Below are 26,354 nucleotides of genomic sequence, written 5' to 3' on the forward strand. Positions count from 1 at the left end.
ACCGCTGCGCAATGAAGGTGGGGACGATTCATCCTCGAGTCGAGCTCGGCACCAGCCAGATGGCAGCCGCATCCGTCTCGATGAGTTCCACGGGCCCGACTGCGACCACGCGCAGTCGGAAGTGGCCGGCCTCGGCCACCTCGACGACACTGTCGGGAACGATTCCGGCCTGCTGGAAGCGGATCAGACGCTGCGGGTCGGCGTCGGAGATGCGTAGGACCCGGTAGAACCCCGGCTCGGCTGCATCCAGGCGGACCGCGTGGGCCGGCCGCTCCCGCTGCCCTGCGGGAGTGGGGATGGGGTCGCCGTGGGGATCGTGCGTGGGGTGGCCCAGCATCTGATCGATCCGCTCGATCAGCTCGTCGGAGGCGGCGTGCTCGAGTCGTTCGGCTTCCGCGTGGACCTCGTCCCAGGAGTAGCCTAGGCTCGCGGCGAGGAAGCTTTCCAGCAGCCGGTGCCGGCGGACCATCGCGATCGCGTGCTCGCATCCCTTCCCGGTGAGGGTCACGGGCTTGTAGGGCTGGTACTCGACCAGGCCCTGGGCTGCCAGGCGCTTGACCGTCTCGGTGACGTTGGGCGCGGTGGTGCCCATGCGTGCGGCCAGGCTCTTCGTGCTCAGCGGCGCGTCTCCCCACTCCGTGGCGGACCAGATCGCCTTGAGGTAGTCCTGGGCCACCGGAGTGATCTCGTCGAGGCTCATGGCCTGCACGATAGCGGGACCTCCTTCACCCCTGCCCGGTCAACGTCAGCCACAGCAGCACGGCGTTCAGGGCCACGATCAGAGCCACGACCACCCATGCCACCGTCTGCAGGGGCGTGGAGTTCGCGTGTCGGCCCATCACGGCCCGGGCACCGGTCAGTCGGACCAGGGGGATCATGGCAAAGGGGATGCCGATACTGAGCAGCACCTGGGAGAGGACGAGCGCCCAGGTGGGGTCCACCCCGGAGGCGATGACCAGCAGCGCGGGGATCAGCGTGAGCACCCGCCGCAGCATCTGAGGGATGCGCCAGCGCAGCAGCCCGCCCATGATCTCCGACCCCGCATAGGAGCCCACCGCGGTGGAGGCCAGCCCGGAGGCCAACAGGCCGACGCCGAAGAGCACGCCCACCGCCGGCCCCAGTGCGGTCGTGATCGCCGCGTGGGCGCCTTCGATGCTGTCCGTCCCGGAGACCCCGGAGAGATTGGCCGCCGCCAGCAGCAGCATCGCGATGTTCACCGACCCTGCCACCAGAAGCGACAGCCCCACATCCCACCGGGTGGCCCGCAGCAGCCTGCCAAGGGTGCCCGGATGAGCGTGGGCCCCCTGATGGCGGTCACGCGCCAGAGCTGAGTGCACATAGATCGCGTGGGGCATCACCGTGGCCCCCAACATGCCGGCCGCCAGGAGCACCGTCTGGGTTCCCTCGAACCGGGGGACCATGCCCGCCACGGCCTCACCCCAGGAGATGGGCCCGTAGAACAGTCCCGAGACGAACCCGAGGGTGATCACGGCCAGCAGGCCCACGACGACGAACTCGAAGGGCTGCTGCCCGCGCCGGGACTGCACACCCAACAGGATCATCGAGACCACCCCGACGATCACCCCGCCGGCCAGCAGGGGGATACCGAAGAGGATGTGCAGGGCAATGGCCCCTCCGATCACCTCGGCCAGATCCGTGGCGGCGGCCACGATCTCCGCCTGCACCCAGTACGCCAAACGCCGCCCGCGCGGCAACCGGTGCCCCAGCAGCTCCGGAAGCGAGCGGCCGGTGACGAGCCCGAGCTTCGCCGAGAGGTACTGCACGAGCATGGCCATCAGGTTCGCTGCGACCAGCACCCAGACCAGCAGGTACCCGTACTGGGCCCCCGCCGTCAGGTTCGCAGCCACATTGCCGGGGTCCACATAGGCCACCGCCGCCACGAAGGCCGGCCCCAGCAGCCGCATTCCCCGACGACCGGGGCGATCCACCCTCTCCACGGCGACCTTGCCATCCGCCGGCCGATCCACACCGGCGGTCATCCGAGGCTCCAATGGCGATGCATGCATGAGATTTAACATACCTGAACTCTGAGGAGACAGGTGGTCTGACCACACCCCGGCACCCCGGCAGTCTCAGATGCACCGACGGCCGTAGCCGAACACTCCTGCTTTCACGAACCTAATCGTGTGCACCTGAATTCTTTTGTGTGCCCTAACTGGAGTACCCCTCATGGAAATCTCCCGCCGTTCAGTAGCCACCGGCCTCGCCTGGGCCGTGCCGGCCGTGGCCGCATCGACGGCCGCGCCCGCCATGGCCGCCTCCTCCTGCGCGGGGTACACCGCAGGCAAGCCCCTCCCAGCCTCGGCGTTCACCCTGACCTACCTGCGCATCACCAACGAGACGCTCGGCAGGCTGTCCAACAAGCAGGTGGCCCTCGATTTCGACTTCCGCCTCAGCGACGAGGCCGCGGCCTGCGGGGTGCGCACCGGATCCGTCTCCTCCACCAGCAACGGCGGCACCTCCCGGATCGCCTTGAACAACGGGAAGACCTACAACGCGACCAACGGCCTCGCCGTCCCGGCCAACGGATCCGTAGGACGCACCGACGGTACCTGCCGGCTCGGCCTGGACCGCACTGAGGCCTGCGGCACCACGGGGCAGTCCCCCTACAGCGTCGCCGGGTCCACGGGCGCCAGCTCGACCGCCGTCACGGCCATCTCCCTCTACCGGTCCATCACGGTCTCCGGCTACGGCACCACCGTCGTCTACCTCAACGCCACGGGTGTGGGCACCAACCTGTCCGTGAGCGCCGCACCGCTGATCTGACCCCCGCACGACGGACCGCCATGCCGCCTCTGAAGGATCAGGACCTCGCCCTCACACCAGGACAACGCCCCCACCATCCCCTGAGGGACAGGGGGTCGCTTCTGGCATACCCAGCTTGACAGCCGAACAGTTCATCACTGCCCTCATCCTTCACGAAATCCGAGACAGCCTCTCAGGGCGCCGGGTCGGCCTGTCCCGTAACCGGATGGGCCCGCTCCCGGGCCGCCGGAGGAGATTCGGAAGCGATGCACGCCACCGACTGCGACCCGCTACCAAGGCCTCAGCTCGCGTCCGAAGTTCACCCCCGCCACAGGTCAAGCGTGTGCCAGTCTTCCGGAACACCCATCGATTGGACTGAGAGGGCATGCGATGTGGGGAAGGTGCGGAACAGCTCGGCCAGGCGCGGCGCCCAGGACCGCTCCGCCTCGATGGGCCGCAGCATGTAGGCGATGATCGCCAAGGCGTTGTAGGTGCCGAAGTCCCCTTTGGGGGCGGCGGGTTCCCGCAGATGGTCGAGGAGGGGCACCATGCCTGCCGCCGGCCGGGACGGGGCGTTCTGGAGCTTGCGGTTGAAGAGCCGAGCATGATGCGCGGCCACGTTGCGCACGTAGTTCAAGCTGGCCAGCCAACTGCCCATCATCTTCTTCTGGGGGATCCCAAAGGCCGTGGCGACTTCCTCGGCATCCTTCTGAAGCATGCCCTGGTAGAGGTTCGACAGGTGTCCCAGCTCCAGCAGCTCGGTCAACGCCCAGACCGGCATGTGGTCGTCGTACTTCTGCCGGAAGTGGGCGACGAACTGTTCGTCCGAGCCGTCCCGGCGTTGCTTGACCCGCTCCAGCCACAACACCTGCTTGCTGGGGCGTGGGTCACGACTGTCAGTGTTCGCCCGCGTGAACGAGTCGTCGAAGCAGGTGGGGTTCTCGTGCGCGAACGGTGAGGTCCGCCCCAACACGTAGCCGATGCGCATACGCACTGCTACCTCGATGCGCTCCACACCCTCCATGACCAGCATGCGCAGTTGCCGATCGAAGTCGATGATCTCCTCGGCATGATGCAGGGCTGTGCCCGGTTGGTACCTATTCAGCACCCGGATCTTGGTGTGCCCTTGGTCATCGACCTGCTTCTCGGACTCCAGGAACGGGTACAGGTAGCCGGTTACTCGGTAGTAGCCCACGGACTCGAGCAGTCGGAGAGCCCGCGTCAGGTCATCGACCTCCAGACCGCGCTGGACTAGCTGTTGTGGGTCATGAGGTTCTTGCCACGGGGTACGGGCTGAGATGAGACGAGCGGGTCCCTGCCGCAGGATGGAAGTTCCTCAACAACCCACCTGCCAGAAGAGACCCGCTCATGACTCACGCTAACGCACCCCTGACCCCGACCGGCCGTCTCAGGATGGTCCACCGCCACCTGCACGACGGGATCCCGCAGGCACACGTGGCAGCCGAGTTCCGGGTGAGCCGGCCCACGGTGGCCACCTGGGTCGCCCGCTACCGCGCCGAGGGCGAGGCAGGACTGCAGGACCGCTCGAGCCGGCCCCACCACTGCCCCGCCCAGCTCGACATCGCGATCCTGGCCGAAATCGAGGCCCTGCGCCGGGACCAGAAGTGGTCCGCCCGCCGCATCCATCACCACCTCGTCTCCGAAGGCCACCAGCTGTGCCTCCGAACGGTGGGGAGGTGGCTGCACCGGCTGGGCATCTCCCGGTTGCCAGACCTCGCGCCCACGGGTGAGGACCTGCGCCAACGACCACAGAAGATCACCGCCCGCGGCCCGGGGCACATGGTGCACCTGGACGTGAAGAAAATCGGGCGCATCCCTGACGGGGGAGGCTGGCGTGCTCACGGCCGGGACTGCGAGAACGCGCGAGCGGCCAAGCGCGGGCCTGGCCGCCGGGTCGGCTACACCTACCTGCACTCGGCGGTGGACGGGTTCACCCGGCTGGCCTACACCGAAGCCTTGCCCGATGAGCGGGCAGCTACGACCGTGAGCTTCTTCTGCCGGGCGAGGGCGTTCTTCGCCGCGCACGGCATCACCGTGGACCGGGTGATCACGGACAACGGGGCCAATTATCGGGCCGCGGAGTTCACCATGAAGGTCGTCTCGCTTGGGGGCCGGCATCACAGGATCCGGCCCTACACCCCGCGCCACAACGGGAAGGTGGAGAGGTACAACCGGCTGATGGTCGATGAGGTCATCTACGCCCGCCCCTACACCTCAGAGCAAGCTCGGCGTGAGGCCCTGGCGGTGTGGGTGAACCACTACAACTACCATCGGCCTCATACCTCCTGCGGAGACGCTCCTCCGGCCTCACTGGCACCGACCCGAGTCAACAACGTCATGCCCTCCTACAACTAGCCGCTCTACCTGCGCCTCGAGAGGCAACCACTTCTTCGTGTACTCCACGCGTCTCTCCCACACAAAGAAAATCAGCCCGCGCCTTGCGGCAACGGGCTGATCATGATGCTTGAGACTCTAGCACGGGCAAGAGCCTAGGTCCTAGATGTGCTACCCGGGCACGTGTTGCGTTCGAGCGCACGCGAAGCCCTAGCGTCGCGGACATGAACCCAGAGCTGGAGCAAGCCCTGCGCCTGGCTACGGACCCTCCCGGTGGCGTCTCGCTGGAAGCATTGGAAGATCTCGTTCGGGATGATCCGACGACCTGGTGGGACATCTCGGAGGCCGCCACTCACCTCAACGTCACCGCCCACACGCTGCGCTACTACGGACGCATCGGCATGGTGAGCGTCCCCCGAGACGATGCCGGGCACCGCCGCTATGACTCGCCGGCCATCCGCCGCCTGGTCTTCATCACCCGCATGCGCACGGCAGGAATGCCCATCGCCGATCTCCAGCACTACCTGGCCCTAGGGCGTGTCTGATAATGCTTCGAGGGTTTGGCTAAGGCCCTGGATCCATTCTCAGACACGCCCTAGGTCGCGGGCGAGTACCGCCGGGTAGCTCGGGCCCTCGAGGAGTGTCATGAGGATGCGGGAGCGGGTCGGGTCGGCCATCGCCCGGCCCAGCCGGTTCATCACGTCCAGCCGCGAAGCAATAGTCAGCATGCGCTGAGCATACAGAACCTGCTGACCTCTCGTGTGTGGCTCCCGCTGCTGATATCTGCACATCTGCATAGGTGTATGGTCGTGGCATGAGTGTGACGCCGTTGGATTCGTGTCAGGTCACCGCCGTCCATCCGGAGAAGGTGGCGCTGACCCGGGAGAGGATCCCCGACGAGCGCGAGGCCGGCAGGTTGGCCGGGCTGTTCAAGCTCCTGGGGGACCCGCGCCGTGCCCGGGTGCTGTATGCGTTGCTGGAGGCCGGCGAGCTGTGCGTGTGTGACCTGGCGGCGTCGGTCGATGTCGCGGAGGCGTCGGTGTCCCAGGTGCTGCGGGTGCTGCGTTCCGCTGGGGTGGTCGAGAACCGCCGGGAGGGGCGGATGGTGTACTACCGCCTCGCTGACGGGCATGTGCGGATGCTGCTGGACGTCTCCCGTGAGCACGCCCGCCACGAGGGGCAGGGCTGATGGGGGCGGGACACAGCCATGCCCCGGCGACCGGGCATGCCGGTGGCCGCTACCGTCGGCGGCTGGCGGGGGCGTTCGCCCTGACGGCGGGCTTCTTCCTGATCGAGCTGGTCGCGGGGCTGGTGTCGGGGTCGTTGGCGCTGCTGTCGGATGCCGGGCACATGGCTGCCGATGTGGTGGTGCTGGGTGCGGCGCTGCTGGCGACGCGCATCGCGAGCCGGCCGGACTCCACGGGGCGACGCACCTATGGCTCCTACCGGGCCGAGGTGTTCGCCTCGGCGTTGGCGGTGCTGGCGATGCTCGCGGTCGGGGTGTACGTGGTGGTCGAGGCCATCAGCCGGCTGGGCGACGCGCCGGAGGTGGCCTCCGGCGCCATGCTCGCGGTCGGCTTCGCCGGCCTGGTGATCAACATCATCTCCATGCTGCTGCTGCGCAGCGGGGCCAAGGACAGCCTGAACGTCAAGGGCGCCTACTACGAGGTGATCGCCGACGCCGCCGGGTCGGTGGGTGTCATGGTCGCCGGCGTGCTGATCATTCTCACCGGCCAGCCGATCTGGGACGTCGTGGTCGCGGCGCTCATCGCGGTCTTCGTCATCATCCGGGCGGTGGTTCTGGGCAGGCAGGTGATCGCGGTGCTGGGCCAGCACGCCCCGGAGGGGGTGGACCCGGAGGACGTCGCCGGTGACCTGGACGCGGTCGAGGGGGTGGAGGAGGTCCACGACCTGCACCTGTGGACCCTGACGTCGGGGATGAACGTGGCCACGGCCCACCTGGTCGCTGACCAGGGCGCGGACCACGGCGCCGTGCTTGCCGGCGCGCGCCGGGTGCTGCGCGACCGTTACGGTATCGCCCATGCCACCTTGCAGGTGGAGGGCGCCGGCAGCGACGGCTGTCACGACCTGAGCTGGTAGCACTCGGCACGGAAGCCCGCTCGCGAGAGCCGCACATGCTTGAGCAACGTCTTAGGAGCGCGCGATGGCCGCGAAGCACGGCAAGGGCCCCGGGCCGGACGAGGGCCAGCGGCCGGCCCGGCGCGGGGTGGTGCTCACCCTGCTGGGGATCGGTCTGGTCGCCGCGGCTTACGTGGTGACGATCGTGGTCATGGTGGTGCGGTGACGCGGCCCAAACGGACCGCGGCCTCATGGCGGCGCCGCAAGGCGGTCATCGCGTCGTCCAGTGCTGTCCTCGTCGGGTCGAGCACGTAGAGGTCGTGAAGACGTCCAGATATAGGCCTGGGACGGGAGTTCTTGCATCGACTGAACTCCCCGGTGGTTGCAGGCCCGATACGCAGGGGTGCCAGTAAGTAGGGCTGATCGGCGCCCATTTTCTTGTCTCGCGCCCCGGGGCGAGGCGGTCCCCTATCGGTGTCCCTGTGTGCGGGGCAGGTTCACGCCGCGCAGCAGGAGAGCTTGGCGATGTCGGTGGTGAAGGCCTGCGCGGTGAGCTTGAGGCCTTCGGCCATGGTCAGGTAGGGGCTCCAGAGGTTGGCGACCTGGCTGGTGGTCATGCCGGCCTCGAGCATGTAGACCCCGGCGGCGGCGAGGTCGCCGGCGTCCTGGGCCAGGGCGGTAATGCCGATGATGCGGCCGGTGTCGGCGTCGGTGACCATCTTGATGAACCCGCGGGTGTCGCGGTTGACGATCGCGCGTGGGACGTGCGCGAGTGACAGGACACGGCTGTCGTAGCGGATCCCGGCAGCGGAGGCCTGCCGTTCGGTCATCCCGACGGCGGCCAGGGCGGGGCTGGTGAACACGACCCGGAGCAGGTGGCGGTAGTCGACCTCGAGGCCGGCGCCGGTGAGGGCGTTGTCGGCGACGAGGGCGCCGTGGGCCGCGGCGACGTACACGAACTGACGGTGGGCGGTGACGTCACCGGCAGCCCAGACGCGCGGGTTGGTGCTGCGCAGATGGCTGTCGACGACCACCTCGCCGTGGTCGCCGGTGCGCACGTCGACGGTGTCGAGACCGAGCGTGGCGGTGACCGGGCGGCGCCCGGTGGCGACGAGTACCTCGGCCGCCCGGAGTTCCTGTGAGCCGTCAGTGGTGGTGGCAGTGACCGTGACCTCGCCGGTGGCCGGGTCGCGGCGGACCGCGCTGGGCACCGCGCCGCGGATGATCTGGATGCCTTCGTCCGTGAAGATCTCATCCAGGGCGGTGGACGCCTCGGGTTCTTCCTGGGACGCCAGCCGTGAGCGGACCAGCATGGTGACCCGGACGCCGAGCCGAGCGAAGAGCTGGGCCTGCTCCATCGCGACGTAGCCGCCGCCGATGACCAGCAGCGACTCCGGGACGTGGTCCAGTTCCATCGCGGTGGTCGAGGTCAGGTAACCGGCCTCCTGCAGGCCGGGGACCGGCGGCGCCCAGGGCCTGGAGCCGGTGGCGATGAGGTAGTGCGCGGCCCGGACCGTCTCCACCGTGCCGTCAGGGCCGGTGACGCGCAGTGCCGGCTCGCTGGGTGTGCCGACGAACGTGGCGTCCCCGGGGTGGAGATCCCATCCGTACTCGGTGGCCAGGTCCAGGTACTTCTCGCCACGCAGTGACCCGACGAGCCGATCCTTGCCGGCGATCAAGGCGGGCATGTCGACCGGCCGGACTTCGGGGAGCGGCAGCCCGGGGAACCGGGAGGCGTCGAGTGTGACGTGGCGGGCCTCGGCGGTCGCGAGCAAGGCCTTGGAGGGCACGCACCCGGTGTTCACGCAGGTACCGCCGACGGTGCCACGCTCGATCATCACCACCCGTCTGCCGAGGTTGGTGGCGCGGATCGCGGCCGCGAACGCCGCCCCACCGGACCCGATCATTGCCAGGTCATACGACCTGCTGTTAGCCGTTGCCGTCATGAACTCCTCCTTCATCGCCCTCAGGATCGACCTTCCAGTGCACTGGAAGGTCAAGGGGGAGAATGAGTGGCATGCGGATCGGTGAGGTGGCTCGGGCGTCGGGCACGACGAGCAAGACCCTGCGGTACTACGAGGAGGTCGGGCTGCTACCCGCCGCGGACCGCACCCCGGCGGGCTACCGGGACTACGGCGCCGAGGTGCTCGACCGGCTGGACTTCATCCGCCGGGGGCAAGCGGCCGGGCTGACCCTGGCCCAGATCGGTCAGGTGCTGGACATCCGCGACCGGGGGCAGGCCCCCTGCCGGCACGTCACCGACCTGCTCGACACCCGCCTTGATGTGATCGACCGGCAACTCGCCGAGCTCGCGCAGCTACGCACCACGATCGCCGACCTGCGCGAGGACGCCGCCGCCGGCGACCCGGCCATGTGCTCCCCCGAGGATGTCTGCCGCTACCTGTGACACCGAAGTCACGGGCCCGTGGCAGCGCATGGCGGCCCACTCTGTTGCGTTGGGGTGTTAGACCTTTCGCAACGGTTCTGTTGCGCGGGGTGCACCCTATCGCGACGCCTATTCCTCCGGCCTGCCGTCGGCCGCTGTCCCGGTGAAGGATCGGCTTGCGGAACGTGAGCCTCACTCGCAGCGCCCTCTGGCCCGCGTGCTTGGAGGCCGCCACTGAGCTCCGACAGAACCCCGCCATATAGCGGCGCAAGCCACACCCGTCTGGACATGGACAGAGCATGCTGCCAAGTCGTTCGGCGGGCATGGGGTTGCTCTCTCTTCTCCGCTAGGGCGTGTCTGAGAATGGATCCGGGGTCTTAGCCCAACCCTCGAAGCATTATCAGACACGCCCTAGGCCGATCAGGACGAGCGGGAACAAGATGGGGACTGCCGCACGAATAGGTGACACCTGATCTGGCTTGCCCGCAGGGCGGCCTGGAAGGATGTTGCTGTGCCTGCTCCCTATCCCCAAGAGTTCCGTGACGACGTCGTGCGCGTGGCCCGCAGCCGCGAAGAGGGTGTGACGCTCGCGCAGATCGCCAAGGACTTTGGCACCCATGAGATGACCCTGTCGAAGTGGATGCGCCAGGCCGACGTCGAGGACGGCGCGAAGCCTGGGACAACCAAAGCCGAGTCGGCCGAGAACCGTGAGCTGAAGAAGCGGATCCGCCTGCTCGAGCAGGAGAACGAGGTCCTACGACGGGCGGCGGCCTACCTGTCCCAGGCGAACCTGCCGGGAAAAGGCTCCACCCGCTCGTGAAGGAGCTCGCCGCCGTCGGGATCCCCGTCGCGGTGACGTGCCGGGTGCTCAAGCTCTCCCGCCAACCCTACTACCGCTGGCTGGCGGACCCTGTCACCGACGCCGAGCTGGCCGAGGCGTACCGGGCGAACGCGTTGTTCGACGCCCATCAGGACGATCCGGAGTTCGGCTACCGCTTCCTGGTCGATGAGGCCAAGGAAGCCGGCGAGGTGATGTGTGAGCGCAGCGCGTGGCGGATCTGCCGGGACAACGGCTGGTGGTCGGTGTTCGGGAAGAAGCGCGGCAAGAACGGGAAGAAGCCGGGCCCGCCGGTGCACGATGACCTGGTGGAGCGGGACTTCACTGCTGGCGGTTCAAACCAGCTGTGGTTGACCGACGTCACCGAGCACAGGACCGCCGAGGGCAAGCTCTACATGTGCGCGATCAAAGACGTCTTCTCCGGGCGGATCGTCGGCTACTCCATCGACTCGCGAATGAAAGCCCGGCTGGCCGTCCAGGCACTGCAGAACGCCGTTGCTCGGCGCGGGGATGTGGCCGGTTGCATCGTTCATTCGGACCGCGGGTCGCAATTTCGATCCCGGAAATTCGTCCATGCCCTCAACCGGCACGGCTTGGTCGGCTCGATGGGCAAAGTGGGTGCGGCCGGGGACAACGCCGCCATGGAGAGCTTCTTCGCCCTGCTGCAGAAGAACGTCCTCGACAGGCGGTCCTGGACGACCCGGGATGAGCTACGGATCGCGATCGTCACCTGGACCGAGCGCACCTATCACCGGCGCCGTCGACAAGCCCGTCTCGGGCGGTTGACCCCCATCGAGTACGAGACCATGATGAAGCCCGCCGTGACCCTCCCGGCATAAGACCCCACCTGTCACCTATCGGTGCGGCAGTCCCGATCACGCAGGACTGGCTGCAGGTAGGTGTCGCGGTCTGAACCGAGAGGGGTGCGCCCGGTCGGGGCCGTTTGGATCGCTGCCGCTACGTCAGAGTCCGAAGGCTCCGCCGCTGACGAGGATCACGATGCCGAGGCCGATGAGAACGATGGGGAAGAGGACGTGCTCCCAGCGTTCGAGCACTTCGGCGATCGGGGGGCGGGTGGCGACGAACTTTGCCAGGGCCACCAGGACCGCGACGAGCGCGAGGAAGACGATGCAGTAGGCGACTACTGCGAGAGGTTTCACGCTGAGGAAGACAGGGGTGTAGACGCCGATGTTGTCGCCGCCGTTGGCAAGGGTGACGCCTGCGACTGTCCACACGCCGACCTTCTTGCCGGCAACCTTGGCCTCGTCGTCATCGTCGTCATCGTCTCCGCGCCAGGCCTGCCATGCGGCCCAGAGGCCGAGGCCCAGAGGGATGAGACCGAAGTACGGGATGGCTGCCGAGGGCAGGAATGCTCCGGCGCCGATGGTCACCAGGACCGCGGCACCGAGGATGCCGGCGAATCCGAGGTACTGGCCGGCCAGAATGCGGGCGGTAGTGCCGCGCTGGCCTGCCCCTCGCGCGAAGAAGAGGGAGAGCACGATGATGTCGTCGATGTTGGTCGCTGCGAACAGGCCCATCGCCTGCAAGACCGAGGTGAGGATCATGCGCCCTCCCCAGCTGCGTCGCATCCGGGAAGCGAGCAGGCGGGATCGATGCACGGGGCGTCTTCGTCCACTGCCAGGGTGGCATCGACCAGTGCCGTCAGCGCCTGCGCCAGGTGCGAATCGGCGATCTCATATCGTGTCCGACGACCCTCGGGCTCGGAGACGACGATCCCGCAATCGCGCAGGCATGCCAGGTGGTTGGACACGTTCGGGCGTGTCAGGTCCAGATCTCGGGCCAGTTCCGCCGGGTAAGCGGGATGGTCGAGCAGGGTCAAGATGATCCGGGATCGAGTGGGGTCGGCCAGTGCACGACCCAGGCGGTTCATCACGTCGAGACGCGAAGCAATAGTCATCATGGACTGAACTATACAGCGCGAACTGAACACTCGGTCACAGGCGTCAGCCCAGATCGCATGCCCGTAAGGGGATCCTTCACCGGGACAGCGGCCGACGGCAGGCCGGAGGAATAGGCGTCGCGATAGGGTGCACCCCGCGCAACAGAACCGTTGCGAAAGGTCTAACACCCCAACGCAACAGAGTGGGCCGCCATGCGCTGCCACGGGCCCGTGACTTCGGTGTCACAGGTAGCGGCAGACATCCTCGGGGAGCACATGGCCGGGTCGCCGGCGGCGGCGTCCTCGCGCAGGTCGGCGATCGTGGTGCGTAGCTGCGCGAGCTCGGCGAGTTGCCGGTCGATCACATCAAGGCGGGTGTCGAGCAGGTCGGTGACGTGCCGGCAGGGGGCCTGCCCCCGGTCGCGGATGTCCAGCACCTGACCGATCTGGGCCAGGGTCAGCCCGGCCGCTTGCCCCCGGCGGATGAAGTCCAGCCGGTCGAGCACCTCGGCGCCGTAGTCCCGGTAGCCCGCCGGGGTGCGGTCCGCGGCGGGTAGCAGCCCGACCTCCTCGTAGTACCGCAGGGTCTTGCTCGTCGTGCCCGACGCCCGAGCCACCTCACCGATCCGCATGCCACTCATTCTCCCCCTTGACCTTCCAGTGCACTGGAAGGTCGATCCTGAGGGCGATGAAGGAGGAGTTCATGACGGCAACGGCTAACAGCAGGTCGTATGACCTGGCAATGATCGGGTCCGGTGGGGCGGCGTTCGCGGCCGCGATCCGCGCCACCAACCTCGGCAGACGGGTGGTGATGATCGAGCGTGGCACCGTCGGCGGTACCTGCGTGAACACCGGGTGCGTGCCCTCCAAGGCCTTGCTCGCGACCGCCGAGGCCCGCCACGTCACACTCGACGCCTCCCGGTTCCCCGGGCTGCCGCTCCCCGAAGTCCGGCCGGTCGACATGCCCGCCTTGATCGCCGGCAAGGATCGGCTCGTCGGGTCACTGCGTGGCGAGAAGTACCTGGACCTGGCCACCGAGTACGGATGGGATCTCCACCCCGGGGACGCCACGTTCGTCGGCACACCCAGCGAGCCGGCACTGCGCGTCACCGGCCCTGACGGCACGGTGGAGACGGTCCGGGCCGCGCACTACCTCATCGCCACCGGCTCCAGGCCCTGGGCGCCGCCGGTCCCCGGCCTGCAGGAGGCCGGTTACCTGACCTCGACCACCGCGATGGAACTGGACCACGTCCCGGAGTCGCTGCTGGTCATCGGCGGCGGCTACGTCGCGATGGAGCAGGCCCAGCTCTTCGCTCGGCTCGGCGTCCGGGTCACCATGCTGGTCCGCTCACGGCTGGCGTCCCAGGAAGAACCCGAGGCGTCCACCGCCCTGGATGAGATCTTCACGGACGAAGGCATCCAGATCATCCGCGGCGCGGTGCCCAGCGCGGTCCGCCGCGACCCGGCCACCGGCGAGGTCACGGTCACTGCCACCACCACTGACGGCTCACAGGAACTCCGGGCGGCCGAGGTACTCGTCGCCACCGGGCGCCGCCCGGTCACCGCCACGCTCGGTCTCGACACCGTCGACGTGCGCACCGGCGACCACGGCGAGGTGGTCGTCGACAGCCATCTGCGCAGCACCAACCCGCGCGTCTGGGCTGCCGGTGACGTCACCGCCCACCGTCAGTTCGTGTACGTCGCCGCGGCCCACGGCGCCCTCGTCGCCGACAACGCCCTCACCGGCGCCGGCCTCGAGGTCGACTACCGCCACCTGCTCCGGGTCGTGTTCACCAGCCCCGCCCTGGCCGCCGTCGGGATGACCGAACGGCAGGCCTCCGCTGCCGGGATCCGCTACGACAGCCGTGTCCTGTCACTCGCGCACGTCCCACGCGCGATCGTCAACCGCGACACCCGCGGGTTCATCAAGATGGTCACCGACGCCGACACCGGCCGCATCATCGGCATTACCGCCCTGGCCCAGGACGCCGGCGACCTCGCCGCCGCCGGGGTCTACATGCTCGAGGCCGGCATGACCACCAGCCAGGTCGCCAACCTCTGGAGCCCCTACCTGACCATGGCCGAAGGCCTCAAGCTCACCGCGCAGGCCTTCACCACCGACATCGCCAAGCTCTCCTGCTGCGCGGCGTGAACCTGCCCCGCACACAGGGACACCGATAGGGGACCGCCTCGCCCCGGGGCGCGAGACAAGAAAATGGGCGCCGATCAGCCCTACTTACTGGCACCCCTGCGTATCGGGCCTGCAACCACCGGGGAGTTCAGTCGATGCAAGAACTCCCGTCCCAGGCCTATATCTGGACGTCTTCACGACCTCTACGTGCTCGACCCGACGAGGACAGCACTGGACGACGCGATGACCGCCTTGCGGCGCCGCCATGAGGCCGCGGTCCGTTTGGGCCGCGTCACCGCACCACCATGACCACGATCGTCACCACGTAAGCCGCGGCGACCAGACCGATCCCCAGCAGGGTGAGCACCACCCCGCGCCGGGCCGGCCGCTGGCCCTCGTCCGGCCCGGGGCCCTTGCCGTGCTTCGCGGCCATCGCGCGCTCCTAAGACGTTGCTCAAGCATGTGCGGCTCTCGCGAGCGGGCTTCCGTGCCGAGTGCTACCAGCTCAGGTCGTGACAGCCGTCGCTGCCGGCGCCCTCCACCTGCAAGGTGGCATGGGCGATACCGTAACGGTCGCGCAGCACCCGGCGCGCGCCGGCAAGCACGGCGCCGTGGTCCGCGCCCTGGTCAGCGACCAGGTGGGCCGTGGCCACGTTCATCCCCGACGTCAGGGTCCACAGGTGCAGGTCGTGGACCTCCTCCACCCCCTCGACCGCGTCCAGGTCACCGGCGACGTCCTCCGGGTCCACCCCCTCCGGGGCGTGCTGGCCCAGCACCGCGATCACCTGCCTGCCCAGAACCACCGCCCGGATGATGACGAAGACCGCGATGAGCGCCGCGACCACGACGTCCCAGATCGGCTGGCCGGTGAGAATGATCAGCACGCCGGCGACCATGACACCCACCGACCCGGCGGCGTCGGCGATCACCTCGTAGTAGGCGCCCTTGACGTTCAGGCTGTCCTTGGCCCCGCTGCGCAGCAGCAGCATGGAGATGATGTTGATCACCAGGCCGGCGAAGCCGACCGCGAGCATGGCGCCGGAGGCCACCTCCGGCGCGTCGCCCAGCCGGCTGATGGCCTCGACCACCACGTACACCCCGACCGCGAGCATCGCCAGCACCGCCAACGCCGAGGCGAACACCTCGGCCCGGTAGGAGCCATAGGTGCGTCGCCCCGTGGAGTCCGGCCGGCTCGCGATGCGCGTCGCCAGCAGCGCCGCACCCAGCACCACCACATCGGCAGCCATGTGCCCGGCATCCGACAGCAGCGCCAACGACCCCGACACCAGCCCCGCGACCAGCTCGATCAGGAAGAAGCCCGCCGTCAGGGCGAACGCCCCCGCCAGCCGCCGACGGTAGCGGCCACCGGCATGCCCGGTCGCCGGGGCATGGCTGTGTCCCGCCCCCATCAGCCCTGCCCCTCGTGGCGGGCGTGCTCACGGGAGACGTCCAGCAGCATCCGCACATGCCCGTCAGCGAGGCGGTAGTACACCATCCGCCCCTCCCGGCGGTTCTCGACCACCCCAGCGGAACGCAGCACCCGCAGTACCTGGGACACCGACGCCTCCGCGACATCGACCGACGCCGCCAGGTCACACACGCACAGCTCGCCGGCCTCCAGCAACGCATACAGCACCCGGGCACGGCGCGGGTCCCCCAGGAGCTTGAACAGCCCGGCCAACCTGCCGGCCTCGCGCTCGTCGGGGATCCTCTCCCGGGTCAGCGCCACCTTCTCCGGATGGACGGCGGTGACCTGACACGAATCCAACGGCGTCACACTCATGCCACGACCATACACCTATGCAGATATCAGCAGCGGGAGCCACCCACGAGAGGTCAGCAGGTTCTGTATGGTCAGCGCATGCTGACTATTGCTTCGCGGCTGGACGTGATGAACCGGCTGGGCCGGGCGATGGCCGACCCGACCCGCTCCCGCATCCTCATGACACTCCTCGAGGGCCCGAGCTACCCGGCGGTACTCGCCCGCGACCTAGGGCGTGTCTGAGAATGGATCCAGGGGGCCAGCTGACACCCTGGAAGGCATGTCCCGCTTCCAGATGCTCTCCGATGCCCAATGGGAGTTGATCGCCCCGATGCTCCCGACCCGGACCGGCAGGGCCGGCAGGCCGTTCTCGGACGCCCGCACGATGGTGGAGGCGATCATCTACCGATATCGGTGCGGGATTGCATGGAGGGATCTGCCCGAGGTCTACGGGCCTTGGCAGACCGTGTGGACCTGGCACCGGCGCTTAGCTGAAGAGGGCACCTGGGATGCGGTGCTGGCGAGGCTGACCGCCGCCGCGGACGCCGAAGGCCTGATCGATTGGTCGGTCTCGGTGGACTCCACGATCGCCCGCGCGCATCAGCACGCGACGAACATCACCCGCCTCACAGGGGGATGGGTCGAACTACAGGAATCTGCATGAGGAGCCGGCCGATCACGGCATCGGGCGCTCCCGGTGTAAGCGGCCATGAAAAGCTGCCCATAGGTGGCCAGGGAATGACCCGCTGACGGCCATGAGGACTGCCCAGTGATGGCCACGGGAACTGCCCGGTGCTGGCCATCTGGTTTGCCCGCGTTGCTCGTTGCCCGCCGCGTCGTGAGCCGGCGGGGGCCTCCTCCCCGGGTTGGATATCGGTGTCGAATCGAATCCAGCGAGGAAGAGGCCCTGAATGAAGGATGCCGCAGAAACCATGAAAATACTCAGTGCCTATGACCTGACCAAGTCATTGCGGGGCGCCGCCGAGCTGGCCGGTTGCTCCCATCACACCGTGGCCCGGCTGGTGCGGGCCCGCGACGCCGGCCAGACCCCTGGATCCGGAGCCAGCCGCCCGAAGGTCACCGATGTCTGGCTGCCCAAGATCGAGGAATGGGTCGAGGCCTCCACGGGCAGGATCCGCGCCGATGTCGTGCACGCCAAGCTCACCGCAATGGGCTACACCGGCTCTGAGCGCTCCACCCGGCGGGCGGTGGCCGAGGTGAAGGCCGCCTGGCGGGCCGGGAAGCGCCGGGTGCACCGGCCCTGGATCACCGAGCCGGGCGCATGGCTGCAGTACGACTTCGGCGATGGGCCGGCGATCGACGGGGCCAAGACGGTGCTGTTCGTGGCCTGGCTGGCCTGGTCCCGCTACCGGATCGTCATCGCCCTGCGTGATAGGACGGCTCCGAGTGTGTTCGCCGCCCTGGACCGGTGCTTCCGGCTGATCGGGGGCGCGCCGACCTATGTGCTGACGGATAACGAGAAGACAGTGACGGTCTCTCATGTGGCCGGGGTGCCGGTGCGTAACCAGGCCACCGTGGCGTTCGCTCGGCATTACGGCGTGGAGGTGCTGACCTGCCAGCCAGCGGATCCGGCCGCCAAGGGCGGGGTGGAGAACGCGGTGAAGCTGGCCAAGGCCGACCTGGTCCCGAAGGACACCAACCTGCGGGACCAGTACGCCTCGTTCGCTGAGCTCGAGGCCGCCTGCGCGGGGTTCATGGCCATGGTGAACTCCCGGGAGCACCGGGTGACCCGGCGCCGCCCGGACCACATGCTCGCCGAGGAGACCAGCGCGTTGCATCGGATCCCCGCCACGGCGCACACCGTGGCCTACGGGGTGGGACGGAAGGTGCCGGAGAACACGCCGATGGTCTCCTTCGAAAACGCCCAGTACTCGGTGCCCGCGCACCTGCTCGGGGCCGAGGTGTTCGTGCGCCATCACGGCACCGGACCGGACTCGATGGTGGTGATCATGCACGCCGGTGCGCAGGGGCCGGTGGAGGTCGCCCGGCACCGGGTGGCCCGGCCCGGGTCCCCGGCCATCGACGACGCGCACTTCCCCGGCCACGAGACGGACAAGGTGCCCGGGGACTACACCCCGGTGCCCCGTTCGGCGGCGGAGGCCGAGTTCCTGGCCATCGGGGCCGGAGCGAGGACCTGGCTGGTGGAGGCCGCCGCGGCCGGCACCAGCCGGATCGGTCAGAAGATGGCCGAGGCCGTCACCCTGGCCAAGCTCGCCGGCACCGACCAGGTCGACCGCGCCCTCGGGGTGGCCGCGGTGCACCAGCGCTTCGCCCACGGCGACCTGGCCTCCCTGCTCACCGCCGCCGGCCACCGCACCGGGATGCACACCGCCACCGAGGAACGGTCCCTGACCCAGGGCACCGCCGGCTGGGCCGGCCTCGGTACCTCCAACACCGAGGGGGCAGCCCGGTGAGCATCCACACCCCGAACACCGCCGCACCGGCGCTGCCGGCCGATTTGGAGGCGCTGTTGCGGCAGCTGAAGATGCCCCACGCCCGCGGTATCGCCGCCGAGGTACTGGCCACCGCCCGGGCCCAACGCTGGGAGCCGGCCGAGGTCCTCAAGGCCCTGCTGGTCGAGGAGACCACCGGTCGGGCCCGATCCATGCTCGCCGCCCGGCGCAAGGCCGCCGGGTTCCCCACCGGCAAGACCTTCACGACCTGGGATCCGGGCGCCTCCTCGATCCCGGCCCCGACCCAGCAGTCCCTGCGCACCCTGGAATGGCTCTCGCGCAGAGAGAACCTCGTGGTCTGCGGGCCCTCCGGCACCGGCAAGACCTTCTTCCTCGAGGCCCTGGGCCAGCAGGCCGTGGAGGAGGGCAAGCGGGTGGCCTGGTTCACCCTGGAGGACCTCGGGGCGATGATCCGGGCCCACCGGCCCGATGACACCATCACCAAAGCCGTCGCCCGAATCCTGCGCGCCGACCTGATCGTCATCGACGACATCGGCCTGCTGCCGGTCGCCGACGATGCCGCCGAGGGCCTCTACCGCATCGTGGACGCCGCCTACGAGAAACGCTCCGTAGCGATCAGCTCGAACCTGCACCCGGCCGGCTTCGACGAGCTGATGCCCAAGACCCTGGCCACCGCCACCGTGGACCGGCTCCTGCACCACGCCCACGTGTGCCAGACCACCGGAGACTCCGTACGGATGACCCAGGCAATGGCCGGGAAGGGAGTCATGCCACTGAACTGATCCCATCACGGTGGCCAGCACCACCACCCAAACGGGCAAACCAGCTGGCCACCAGTGGGCAGTTCTGATGGCCACCAGCGGGAAGAAACACTGGCCGCCTATGGGCAGAACTCAATGGCCCTTGACATCCCGGGGAGGGCTGAGCACGAAGATCCATCAGCTCGTCGATGGGACCGGGCTGCCGCTGGTCAGCCTGATCACCCCCGGCCAAGCCGGGGACTCCCCGATGCTGCTGCCGCTGCTGGGGCGGCTGCGCGTGGCACGGCCGGTAGGGCGGCCCCGGACCCGCCCCGAGGCGGTGCTGGGCGACAAGGCGTACTCCTCCCGGGCGATCCGCACCCACCTGCGTGCCCGCCGGATCAAAGCCGTGATCCCCGAGCCGGCGGATCAGCAGGGCCACCGCAGGCGCCGCGGCTCGGCCGGTGGCCGTCCCGTGGGCCTGGACTCGCAGGCTTACAAGGGCCGGAACGTGATCGAGCGCCAGTACGCGCACCTGAAGCAATGGCGGGGCCTGGCGACCCGGTACGACAAGTACGCGATCGTCTACCGGGCCGCCGTGGTGTTGAACGCTGTGCTCGCGTGGTCCAAACGATTGTCAGACATGCCCTAGCTCTCGTTCCGTCTTCGGGAGAGGCTGGCGAGGTACTCGTTGTAAGAGTCGAGTTCGGCGTCCTCGGCTTTCTGTCGCTGTCTCGAGGTGCGCACGTCGCGGGCTCGCCAGCGGGACAGGCAGACGATGAGCACTACGAACATCGGCAGCTCCGCGTAGGTCCATACCAGCGTGCCGGCGATCGCCTGGTCGATGACGGGGTCATGGCTGCCTGTGGGGGTGGCGTATGCGCTGAACAGCGGTGTGGCGGTACGGAGCAGGATCAGGCCGAAAATGGCGTGGATCTGGATCTCGACGGCGATATCGACGAATCGTGCGGCGAAGGAGGGTTGGCGCGGTAGCGGATCGGAGGACCATAGCGGTGTTGCCGAGACGATGCCGAGGACGAGGATGACGAAGAGCAAGGCGTCCTGGCCGAAGGGGATGCGCATGATGACGCTGATCGCGTCGGTCAGGTAGAGGACCGGGTACAGCAGTATCGCAATGACGATGGCGACCACAGGGTGCAGTGCGGCGCTCCAGAATCGTGAGCGCAGTCCCCCGTGCGCGGCACGGAGCACGAGACGCCCGAGGCCGGTGTGCGGTGTGCTGCGCAGGAGCAGCAGCCCGGGTGACCCTGCGATGAGGAGCGGCGGAACGACGGTCAGCAGGGTGATCTGCTGGAACACCAGCGCTGTGATGGATTCCGTCGCGAGACGGTTCACACCGAACATCGTGATAGCGAAGATCAGGGCGCACCCGATCAGGAACGATGCTGTGCGGGCGATCGCCCAACGGCGCCTGTTTCGCCACATCCAGATCGCTCCTCGCAGATACAGTGCCGCGAACAGCAGAGCGGCGATGCCGACGGGTGAGCCGGTGAGGGGTTCGAACGTGACCCACTGGTCGATCGGCGGCACAGCGAATTTCCCTTCATCGAGGCGATCAAACGTCGGCGACTTCGGCCGCGGTGGTGGTGCCGGAGCGGGGTCAGGTGAGGCCGGAGTAGGAGTGGGGCCTTGGCCCTTGATCGTGGACACGGTGTCGGTTCGGTTATGCCGCTTCCGCAAGCGGCACCGGCTCCCAGGGCAACCAGGTACAAGGGAATCTGCCACCGCTCCAGCCAGCCGATCATGTACTTCCTTTCCGGGCGAGGACCTTGCCTCCATCCTCACGGAGCTGCCCGGTTGTCGCGACGTGGCGGTAGAGGGCCTGTTGGACAAGGAACCTACTGCCTGCCCTTCTCGGTTTCCCAACCTGTGTCCGGCTTTGCCGACAGCTCGGCTCCTCACGCCTCAGGTAGTGCCCGAGCGCCAGCCCTGCTTGGCGGGCGCCGATCACTAGCACGTCGGTCTTGGCCATGGTGTGGTTTCTCCTCGTTGCGGGCGCGTGGGCGGGCCGTAGTGCGGCTGGTGTGTCAGTAACCGGTGAGGGCCGGGAAGAAGGTCCAGAACACCGAGGCGGCCACGGCCACATAGGCGATGGCCACCAGGGTTCCGGCCCAGCCGGCGGAGAACCGCACCACCGCGGCGTGCGCGGGGATCACGCCGTGGGCGAGGTTGCGCACGGTGAGCAGGATGAACAGCGGGATCATCGCCGCCCACACGATCATGCAGTACAGGCACAGGATGTGGATCTCGAACAACGCCTGGGACCACAGCCAGATGGTGAACACCGTGCCGGCGGTGACCCCGGCCTGCAGGCCGGCCCAGTACCAGCGCCCGGGGCTCGCCCCGGAGAGGGTCACCATGGCGGTGGTGATGACCACGGCGAACGCCACGATGCCGATCAACGGGTTGGGGAAGCCGAACAGCTCGGACTGCCAGGTCCCCATCACCTTCCCGCAAGACACCCAGGGGTTGATGTCACAGCTGGTGATGTACCCGGCATCCTCGTACAGCTCCAGGCGTTCGAGCACCAGGATCGCCGAGGCCACCCAGCCGACCACCCCGGTGATCAACAGCACCAGGCCGAACGGACGGTGCCGGGCGACAGTCGGTATCCCCGCTACGTCGGAGGCCTGCCCGGTACCGGCAGGGCGGTCGGTGGTGGTCGTGGGGATCGTCACGGGTGAATTGGTGTCGGTGTCGGGGACACTCATGGGCCCGGTCAGTCCGTCGTGGCGGCGGCGTCGACCTCGGCGCGGAACTGCTCGAGGGTGTTCAGAGTGAGCATCTGTCCGTCCAGGAAGAAGGTCGGGGTGCCCTGCACGCCCAGCGCGGTCCCGTCGGCCACGTCGGCCTCGATGCGGTCGCGGGTGGCCGGGTCAGCCACCGCGGCATCGTAGGCGGCCATGTCCAGGCCGAGATCCTCGGCGTAACCGCGGAACACCGGGCTCCGGTCCTCAGTGGTATAGCTCCACTGCTCCTGGGTGTCGAACATCTGCTGATACATCGCCTCGTACTGTCCCTGCTGGCCGGCGGCTTCCACGGCTACGGCGGCGGTCATCGAGTTGGGATGTCCGGGCAGCGGGAAGTAGCGGTGCACAAAGGTCACCGTGTCGGCGTACTCGGCGCGCAGTTCTTCCACGACCGGGTAGGCGGCCTTGCAGCCCTCGCACTCGAAGTCCAGGAACTCCACCAGCACGGCCTGCTCGTTCGGGGCCTTGGACAGTACCCGGCTGTCTGGGCGCATCACCGGCGTGGCCTCCGAGGGGGCGCTCTGCCCGGTCCCGGAGGAGGCAGTTTGCCCGGAGCCCTGGGGGGCGGCGTCGCGGGGGCCGCTGGCGGCCACCACTCCGACGATCAGCCCGGCCAGCACCACAGCGGCCAGTACGACCCAGACGATGGTCTTGGCCTTGCGGGATGTGGTGCCCGGTGTTGACGGATCAGAGGGGGTCGGATTGCGGGTCGGTGTGCTCACGAAGGGATCCGTTTCGGTCGGTGGCGACGGCACCCTGCCGTCGGGGTGGGAATGAGCTGGGGCTGGGATGCAGGGGTGGGTCAGGGGTGGAGGGTCTCAGTGTGGGGGTGGGTGGCCGGTTCGATTTGGAAGGTGGAGTGTTCGATGGGTACTTGGAAATCCTGGGCCACGCACCGTTGCAGGTCGGTCAGCACAGTGCCCAGGTGCGCGGCGGTCAGGCAGCCGTTGTGCACGGTGACGTGCGCGGAGAGCACGGGGGTGTCGGAGTCGATGCGTGAAGCGTGCAGGTCATGGACCTCCAGCACGTGCGGCAGCTCCGATAGCCGGATGCGGACCGCCTCCAGGTCCAAGCCCTTGGGGGTGGTCTCCATGAGTACGTCGATGGTGTCGCGAAGCAGGATCAGGGCTCTGGGCACGATCAGTGCGGCGATCAACAGGGACACCACCGCATCGGCGCGATTCCAGCCGGTGGTGGCGATCACGATCGCCGAAACGATCACTGCGACCGATCCCAGGGCGTCGTTGAGTACCTCCAGGAACGCGGCCTTCATGTTCAGGTTCTCACCTCGGGAAGAGGCCAGGATCGCCAGACCGATGAGGTTGCCAGCCAAACCGATCACCCCGAACCAGAGCATCGCGGTGGATTCGACCTCGGGGGGTTCGATGAGCCGGCGTACGCCCTCCACGGCTACGAAGCCGCCCACGGCCAGCAGCACCGCGGCCTGCGCGGCCGCGGCGATGATCTCGGCGCGCTTGTACCCCCAGGTGCGCTTGTCCGTGGCCGGGCGCAGCGCCAGGGTCGCGGCGGTCAGGGCGATCAGCAACCCGGCTGAGTCAGTAAACATGTGCCCGGCGTCGGCCAGCAGGGCCAGACTGCCCGAAGCCAGCGCGCCGATGACCTCGGCGACCATGATCGTCGCGGTGATGGAGAAGACCACGGCCAGCCGGCCCCGCCGGCCCGCCGCCGGAAGAGCATGGGAATGATCGTGTCCGCTCATACCGGGGTCTCTTCCACTCGATGAATCATCAGCTTAACGTCACCATCCTGTCCGGCGATACTGAAGGCACGCTCAATGCGCACAGCAGGCGCAATCCGCCCCGCAGCCATCGCCGTCCTTCTCGTTCTGGTCCCCGGCGATCAGCGCGGAGGCGGGGGTGCAGCAGGCATCCCCGCGCCAGGCCTCCACCCCTTCCTTGAGGGCGACGGCGGCGATCACCAGGGCCGCGACTGGGTCGGCCCAGGTCCAGCCCAGGGTGCTGTTGAGGACCAGGCCCACCAGCAGGACCGCCGAGAGGTAGGTGCAGATCAGGGTCTGTTTGGAGTCGGCCACCGCGGAGGCGGACCCGAGTTCGCGGCCAGTGCGCCGCTCGAACCAGGACAGGAACGGCATGATGGCCAAGCTCACGGCGGCCAGCACGATCCCCACCGTGGAATGCTCCGGTTGCCCGGCCCCGAACAGGGTGCGCACGGCGTCGACGGTGATGAAGGCGGCCAAGCCGAAGAAGGAGAAGGCGATCAGGCGCAGCGCCACCTTCTCCCGGCGGTGCGGGTCCGGGGTGGCGAACTGCCAGGCCACCGCGGCGGCGGAGAGGACCTCCACGATGGAGTCCAAGCCGAAGCCGATCAACGCGGAGGACGAGGCCACGGTGCCGGCGGCCAGGGCGATGGCCGCCTCGATCACGTTGTAGGTGATGGTTCCGGCCACGATCCAGCGGATCCGGCGGTGCAGGACCGCACGGCGGTCGTCCGTGAGGGGCTTGGAGCTCAGCGTGAGGGTGCTCATGCGCAGGTGCATCCCGCAGCGGAGCAGCAATCCGGGTCGATGGTCAGCGTCAACTCCAGCAGCTCCCCAAGGGTCTGGCCCAGCCGGGGGTCGGCCAGGGCGTACCAGACGTTGCGGCCCTCGGCGGTAGTGGTCACCAGCCCGCAGCCGCGCAGGCAGGCCAACTGGTTGGACATCACCTGCTTGGACACCCCCAGCTCCCCGGCCAGCGCCGACGGGCGGGCCGGCCCATCACGCAGGGCCAGCAGGATCCGGGTCCGGGTGTCATCAGAGAGGGCATGGCCCAGTCGGGACAACGCCGAGACATGAGTGAGGGTCGTGGTGCTCATGCCTAGAACGGTACAGCATAACGTGTACCCTTGTCGGGGTGCCGCCCGGCAAGCGGCCGGCACCATGGCCCGATCCCAGGAGGTCCGCGCAACTAGGGCGTGTCTGAGAATAGATGCACGAGTCAGCTGAGACCCTGGGGACATGTCCCGGTTCCAGATGCTCTCTGACACCCAATGGGAGTTGATCGCCCCGATGCTCCCGACCCGGACCGGCCGCGCCGGCAGGCCGTTCGCCGACGCCCGCACCATGGTGGAGGCGATCATCTACCGGTACCGGTGCGGAATCGCTTGGAGGGATCTGCCCGAGGTCTACGGGCCCTGGCAGACCGTGTGGACCTGGCATCGGCGCTTGGCCGAAAAAGGCACCTGGGACACGGTGCTGGCCACGCTGACCGCCGCCGCTGACGCCGAAGGCCTGATCGATTGGTCGGTCTCGGTGGACTCCACGATCGCCCGCGCCCACCAGCACGCGACGAACATCACCCGCCACACAGGGGGATGGATCGAACTACAAGAATCCGCGTGAGGAGCCGGCCGATCACGGCATCGGGCGCTCCCGTGGCGGGCTGAGCACGAAGATCCATCAGCTCGTCGATGGGACCGGGCTGCCGCTGGTCAGCCTGATCACCCCCGGCCAGGCAGGGGACTCCCCGATGCTGCTTCCTCTTTTGGAGCAGCTGCGCGTGACCCGGCCAGTAGGGCAGCCCCGGACCCGCCCCGAGGCCGTGCTGGGCGACAAGGCGTACTCCTCCCGGGCGATCCGCACCCACCTACGCGCCCGTGGGATCAAAGCGGTCATCCCCGAACCAGCCGACCAGCAGGGCCACCGCAGACGGCGCGGTGCCCGCGGCGGGCGCCCCATTGGCCTCGACGCGGCCGCCTACAAGGGCCGCAATGTCATCGAGCGCCAGTACGCGCACCTGAAGCAGTGGCGGGGTCTGGCGACCCGGTATGACAAGTACGCGATCGTCTACAGGGCCGCTGTGGTCCTGAATGCTGTGCTCGCGTGGTCGAAGGCATTGTCAGACACGCCCTAGCAGCAGCGCTCGGCGTCTCACAGAGCGGCATCTCACACCGGCTTCGCGCGCGGGTGGCCTTTACGTTGGAGGAGCTGGCCACCATCGCGGAGGTCTTCGACATCACGCTCGCGGAGCTGCTCGGCCCGGTCATCCTCCAGGCACGAAGAAGCCCCCACACCGACATGGTCGGTGCAGGGGCCTCTGCTCGGCTCCCCCGGTTGGATTCGAACCAACAACCCTTCGATTATTCGTCCCCAATACTGCTTAATGAGACTGTGAAGGCCACGCTGGGCCTTGTGTTCTCCCTAACGCGTCCGCGCCGTCCCGCACGCTGATC

General features: G+C 68.3%; 29 protein-coding genes and 5 pseudogenes. 16 read left to right on the forward strand and 18 right to left on the reverse strand.

The features are described from left to right. Window positions 1-28: 28 nt before the first annotated feature. Together POD19_RS12545 and POD19_RS12550 are read right to left on the reverse strand one after the other, a co-directional pair. Window positions 29-700 carry a metal-dependent transcriptional regulator gene (locus POD19_RS12545; RefSeq protein WP_043282515.1) on the reverse strand — a complete coding sequence of 224 codons (672 nt, stop codon included), beginning with the start codon at window positions 698-700 and terminating at the stop codon, window positions 29-31. 25 nt (window positions 701-725) lie between these two features. After that, complete coding sequence (locus POD19_RS12550; protein ID WP_080694935.1) at window positions 726-2,000, reverse strand: Nramp family divalent metal transporter; 1,275 nt, start codon at window positions 1,998-2,000, stop codon at window positions 726-728. Window positions 2,001-2,190: 190 nt separating this feature from the next. Here POD19_RS12550 and POD19_RS12555 point away from each other — a divergent pair, with 190 nt between their 5' ends. Beyond that, window positions 2,191-2,787 carry a hypothetical protein gene (locus POD19_RS12555; RefSeq protein WP_036317467.1) on the forward strand — a complete coding sequence of 199 codons (597 nt, stop codon included), beginning with the start codon at window positions 2,191-2,193 and terminating at the stop codon, window positions 2,785-2,787. 298 nt (window positions 2,788-3,085) lie between these two features. Here the strand turns inward: POD19_RS12555 and POD19_RS12560 are convergent, their stop codons facing one another. Continuing rightward, window positions 3,086-3,961: an Abi family protein gene (locus POD19_RS12560; RefSeq protein ID WP_223247520.1), complete on the reverse strand. Its 876-nt coding sequence runs from the start codon at window positions 3,959-3,961 to the stop codon at window positions 3,086-3,088. Window positions 3,962-4,134: 173 nt separating this feature from the next. Here POD19_RS12560 and POD19_RS12565 point away from each other — a divergent pair, with 173 nt between their 5' ends. Continuing rightward, entirely contained in the window at window positions 4,135-5,142 is a 1,008-nt protein-coding gene (locus tag POD19_RS12565) for an IS481 family transposase (protein WP_101966231.1), read from the forward strand. A gap of 203 nt (window positions 5,143-5,345) precedes the next feature. Beyond that, on the forward strand, window positions 5,346-5,666 hold the full coding sequence (locus tag POD19_RS12570; RefSeq protein ID WP_081339293.1) for a MerR family transcriptional regulator: 321 nt from the start codon (window positions 5,346-5,348) through the stop codon (window positions 5,664-5,666). A gap of 51 nt (window positions 5,667-5,717) precedes the next feature. Here POD19_RS12570 and POD19_RS12575 read toward each other — a convergent pair. After that, window positions 5,718-5,849 (reverse strand): annotated as a pseudogene (locus tag POD19_RS12575) (ArsR family transcriptional regulator); the annotation flags it as partial. A gap of 86 nt (window positions 5,850-5,935) precedes the next feature. On the opposite strand from POD19_RS12575, the gene POD19_RS12580 reads away from it, so the two are divergent. The 3 genes from POD19_RS12580 (at window position 5,936) to POD19_RS12590 (ending at window position 7,426) form a co-directional block, all read left to right on the forward strand. Then, window positions 5,936-6,310 carry an ArsR/SmtB family transcription factor gene (locus POD19_RS12580; protein WP_041103922.1) on the forward strand — a complete coding sequence of 125 codons (375 nt, stop codon included), beginning with the start codon at window positions 5,936-5,938 and terminating at the stop codon, window positions 6,308-6,310. Beyond that, window positions 6,310-7,221 carry a cation diffusion facilitator family transporter gene (locus POD19_RS12585; protein WP_002854089.1) on the forward strand — a complete coding sequence of 304 codons (912 nt, stop codon included), beginning with the start codon at window positions 6,310-6,312 and terminating at the stop codon, window positions 7,219-7,221. The genes POD19_RS12580 and POD19_RS12585 overlap by 1 nt, the downstream gene beginning before the upstream one ends. A 64-nt stretch (window positions 7,222-7,285) precedes the next feature. Then, window positions 7,286-7,426 carry a hypothetical protein gene (locus POD19_RS12590; RefSeq protein WP_165381393.1) on the forward strand — a complete coding sequence of 47 codons (141 nt, stop codon included), beginning with the start codon at window positions 7,286-7,288 and terminating at the stop codon, window positions 7,424-7,426. A 271-nt stretch (window positions 7,427-7,697) separates the two neighbouring features. On the opposite strand, the gene merA (POD19_RS12595) is transcribed toward POD19_RS12590, so the two are convergent. Next, on the reverse strand, window positions 7,698-9,161 hold the full coding sequence (merA, locus tag POD19_RS12595; RefSeq protein ID WP_102708831.1) for a mercury(II) reductase: 1,464 nt from the start codon (window positions 9,159-9,161) through the stop codon (window positions 7,698-7,700). A 56-nt stretch (window positions 9,162-9,217) separates the two neighbouring features. Here merA (POD19_RS12595) and POD19_RS12600 point away from each other — a divergent pair, with 56 nt between their 5' ends. Both POD19_RS12600 and POD19_RS12605 read left to right on the forward strand, forming a co-directional pair. Next, entirely contained in the window at window positions 9,218-9,607 is a 390-nt protein-coding gene (locus POD19_RS12600) for a heavy metal-responsive transcriptional regulator (protein ID WP_101966230.1), read from the forward strand. 490 nt (window positions 9,608-10,097) lie between these two features. Continuing rightward, a protein-coding gene (locus POD19_RS12605) for an IS3 family transposase (RefSeq protein WP_101966229.1) occupies window positions 10,098-11,263 on the forward strand; the annotation gives its coding sequence in 2 pieces (ribosomal slippage) (window positions 10,098-10,382 and window positions 10,385-11,263; 1,164 coding nt in all). Between the two features lie 123 nt (window positions 11,264-11,386). On the opposite strand, the gene POD19_RS12610 is transcribed toward POD19_RS12605, so the two are convergent. From POD19_RS12610 to POD19_RS12620, 3 genes and pseudogenes are all read right to left on the reverse strand, one after another. Beyond that, on the reverse strand, window positions 11,387-11,989 hold the full coding sequence (locus POD19_RS12610; RefSeq protein WP_017488125.1) for a cadmium resistance transporter: 603 nt from the start codon (window positions 11,987-11,989) through the stop codon (window positions 11,387-11,389). Beyond that, the gene (gene cmtR / locus POD19_RS12615; RefSeq protein WP_017488126.1) at window positions 11,986-12,345 is read right to left on the reverse strand and encodes a Cd(II)/Pb(II)-sensing metalloregulatory transcriptional regulator CmtR; all 360 of its coding nucleotides are present in this window, start codon (window positions 12,343-12,345) and stop codon (window positions 11,986-11,988) included. Before cmtR ends, POD19_RS12610 begins: the two co-directional genes overlap by 4 nt. A gap of 222 nt (window positions 12,346-12,567) precedes the next feature. Further along, a pseudogene (locus POD19_RS12620) lies at window positions 12,568-12,956 on the reverse strand (heavy metal-responsive transcriptional regulator). Window positions 12,957-13,012: 56 nt separating this feature from the next. Here POD19_RS12620 and merA (POD19_RS12625) point away from each other — a divergent pair. Then, window positions 13,013-14,476 carry a mercury(II) reductase gene (gene merA / locus POD19_RS12625; protein WP_102708831.1) on the forward strand — a complete coding sequence of 488 codons (1,464 nt, stop codon included), beginning with the start codon at window positions 13,013-13,015 and terminating at the stop codon, window positions 14,474-14,476. 271 nt (window positions 14,477-14,747) lie between these two features. Here merA (POD19_RS12625) and POD19_RS12630 read toward each other — a convergent pair whose 3' ends face one another. The 3 genes from POD19_RS12630 to POD19_RS12640 form a co-directional block, all read right to left on the reverse strand. Beyond that, on the reverse strand, window positions 14,748-14,888 hold the full coding sequence (locus tag POD19_RS12630; RefSeq protein ID WP_165381393.1) for a hypothetical protein: 141 nt from the start codon (window positions 14,886-14,888) through the stop codon (window positions 14,748-14,750). Between the two features lie 64 nt (window positions 14,889-14,952). Continuing rightward, a complete protein-coding gene (locus POD19_RS12635) occupies window positions 14,953-15,864 on the reverse strand; it encodes a cation diffusion facilitator family transporter (RefSeq protein ID WP_002854089.1) in 912 nt (303 codons plus the stop codon). Then, window positions 15,864-16,238, reverse strand: a complete 375-nt coding sequence (locus tag POD19_RS12640) for an ArsR/SmtB family transcription factor (RefSeq protein WP_041103922.1) — start codon at window positions 16,236-16,238, stop codon at window positions 15,864-15,866. The genes POD19_RS12635 and POD19_RS12640 overlap by 1 nt, the downstream gene beginning before the upstream one ends. 78 nt (window positions 16,239-16,316) lie before the next feature. On the opposite strand from POD19_RS12640, the pseudogene POD19_RS12645 reads away from it, so the two are divergent. The 5 genes and pseudogenes from POD19_RS12645 to POD19_RS12665 all read left to right on the forward strand — a co-directional run. After that, window positions 16,317-16,448 (forward strand): annotated as a pseudogene (locus tag POD19_RS12645) (ArsR family transcriptional regulator); the annotation flags it as partial. Between the two features lie 49 nt (window positions 16,449-16,497). Then, a pseudogene (locus POD19_RS12650) lies at window positions 16,498-16,915 on the forward strand (IS5 family transposase); the annotation flags it as partial. A 213-nt stretch (window positions 16,916-17,128) separates the two neighbouring features. Further along, window positions 17,129-18,652 carry an IS21-like element ISMlu14 family transposase gene (locus POD19_RS12655; RefSeq protein ID WP_031943827.1) on the forward strand — a complete coding sequence of 508 codons (1,524 nt, stop codon included), beginning with the start codon at window positions 17,129-17,131 and terminating at the stop codon, window positions 18,650-18,652. Then, a complete protein-coding gene (gene istB, locus POD19_RS12660) occupies window positions 18,649-19,434 on the forward strand; it encodes an IS21-like element helper ATPase IstB (protein WP_010078636.1) in 786 nt (261 codons plus the stop codon). Before POD19_RS12655 ends, istB begins: the two co-directional genes overlap by 4 nt. 127 nt (window positions 19,435-19,561) lie before the next feature. After that, window positions 19,562-20,044 (forward strand): annotated as a pseudogene (locus POD19_RS12665) (IS5 family transposase); the annotation flags it as partial. Here POD19_RS12665 and POD19_RS12670 read toward each other — a convergent pair. From POD19_RS12670 to POD19_RS12700, 7 genes are all read right to left on the reverse strand, one after another. Then, a complete protein-coding gene (locus POD19_RS12670) occupies window positions 20,041-20,943 on the reverse strand; it encodes a cytochrome c oxidase assembly protein (protein WP_036317477.1) in 903 nt (300 codons plus the stop codon). The pseudogene POD19_RS12665 and the gene POD19_RS12670 overlap by 4 nt on opposite strands. A 211-nt stretch (window positions 20,944-21,154) precedes the next feature. Next, window positions 21,155-21,385 (reverse strand): hypothetical protein, encoded by a 231-nt coding sequence (locus tag POD19_RS12675; protein WP_168167992.1) that lies wholly within the window; start codon window positions 21,383-21,385, stop codon window positions 21,155-21,157. Window positions 21,386-21,440: 55 nt separating this feature from the next. Continuing rightward, window positions 21,441-22,124, reverse strand: coding sequence for a vitamin K epoxide reductase family protein (locus POD19_RS12680; RefSeq protein ID WP_080695921.1), 684 nt, complete (start codon window positions 22,122-22,124; stop codon window positions 21,441-21,443). A gap of 8 nt (window positions 22,125-22,132) precedes the next feature. Beyond that, complete coding sequence (locus POD19_RS12685) at window positions 22,133-22,885, reverse strand: DsbA family protein (protein ID WP_144819300.1); 753 nt, start codon at window positions 22,883-22,885, stop codon at window positions 22,133-22,135. Between the two features lie 80 nt (window positions 22,886-22,965). Next, entirely contained in the window at window positions 22,966-23,883 is a 918-nt protein-coding gene (locus POD19_RS12690) for a cation diffusion facilitator family transporter (RefSeq protein ID WP_041102741.1), read from the reverse strand. A 72-nt stretch (window positions 23,884-23,955) separates the two neighbouring features. Further along, window positions 23,956-24,669, reverse strand: coding sequence for a cation diffusion facilitator family transporter (locus POD19_RS12695; protein ID WP_036317504.1), 714 nt, complete (start codon window positions 24,667-24,669; stop codon window positions 23,956-23,958). Next, on the reverse strand, window positions 24,666-24,998 hold the full coding sequence (locus tag POD19_RS12700; protein WP_020628509.1) for an ArsR/SmtB family transcription factor: 333 nt from the start codon (window positions 24,996-24,998) through the stop codon (window positions 24,666-24,668). The genes POD19_RS12695 and POD19_RS12700 overlap by 4 nt, the downstream gene beginning before the upstream one ends. A gap of 142 nt (window positions 24,999-25,140) precedes the next feature. On the opposite strand from POD19_RS12700, the gene POD19_RS12705 reads away from it, so the two are divergent. After that, window positions 25,141-26,035, forward strand: a protein-coding gene (locus tag POD19_RS12705) for an IS5 family transposase (protein ID WP_102708157.1) whose coding sequence is annotated in 2 segments (ribosomal slippage) — window positions 25,141-25,497 and window positions 25,499-26,035 — 894 coding nt in all. Because the reading frame shifts where the segments join, the coding sequence is not laid out codon by codon here. A 53-nt stretch (window positions 26,036-26,088) separates the two neighbouring features. Further along, entirely contained in the window at window positions 26,089-26,352 is a 264-nt protein-coding gene (locus tag POD19_RS12710) for a hypothetical protein (protein WP_445299768.1), read from the forward strand. Window positions 26,353-26,354: the final 2 nt, after the last annotated feature.

Source organism: Micrococcus sp. GPGPB33 (genome assembly GCF_037853785.1).
Lineage (GTDB): Bacteria > Actinomycetota > Actinomycetes > Actinomycetales > Micrococcaceae > Micrococcus > Micrococcus luteus.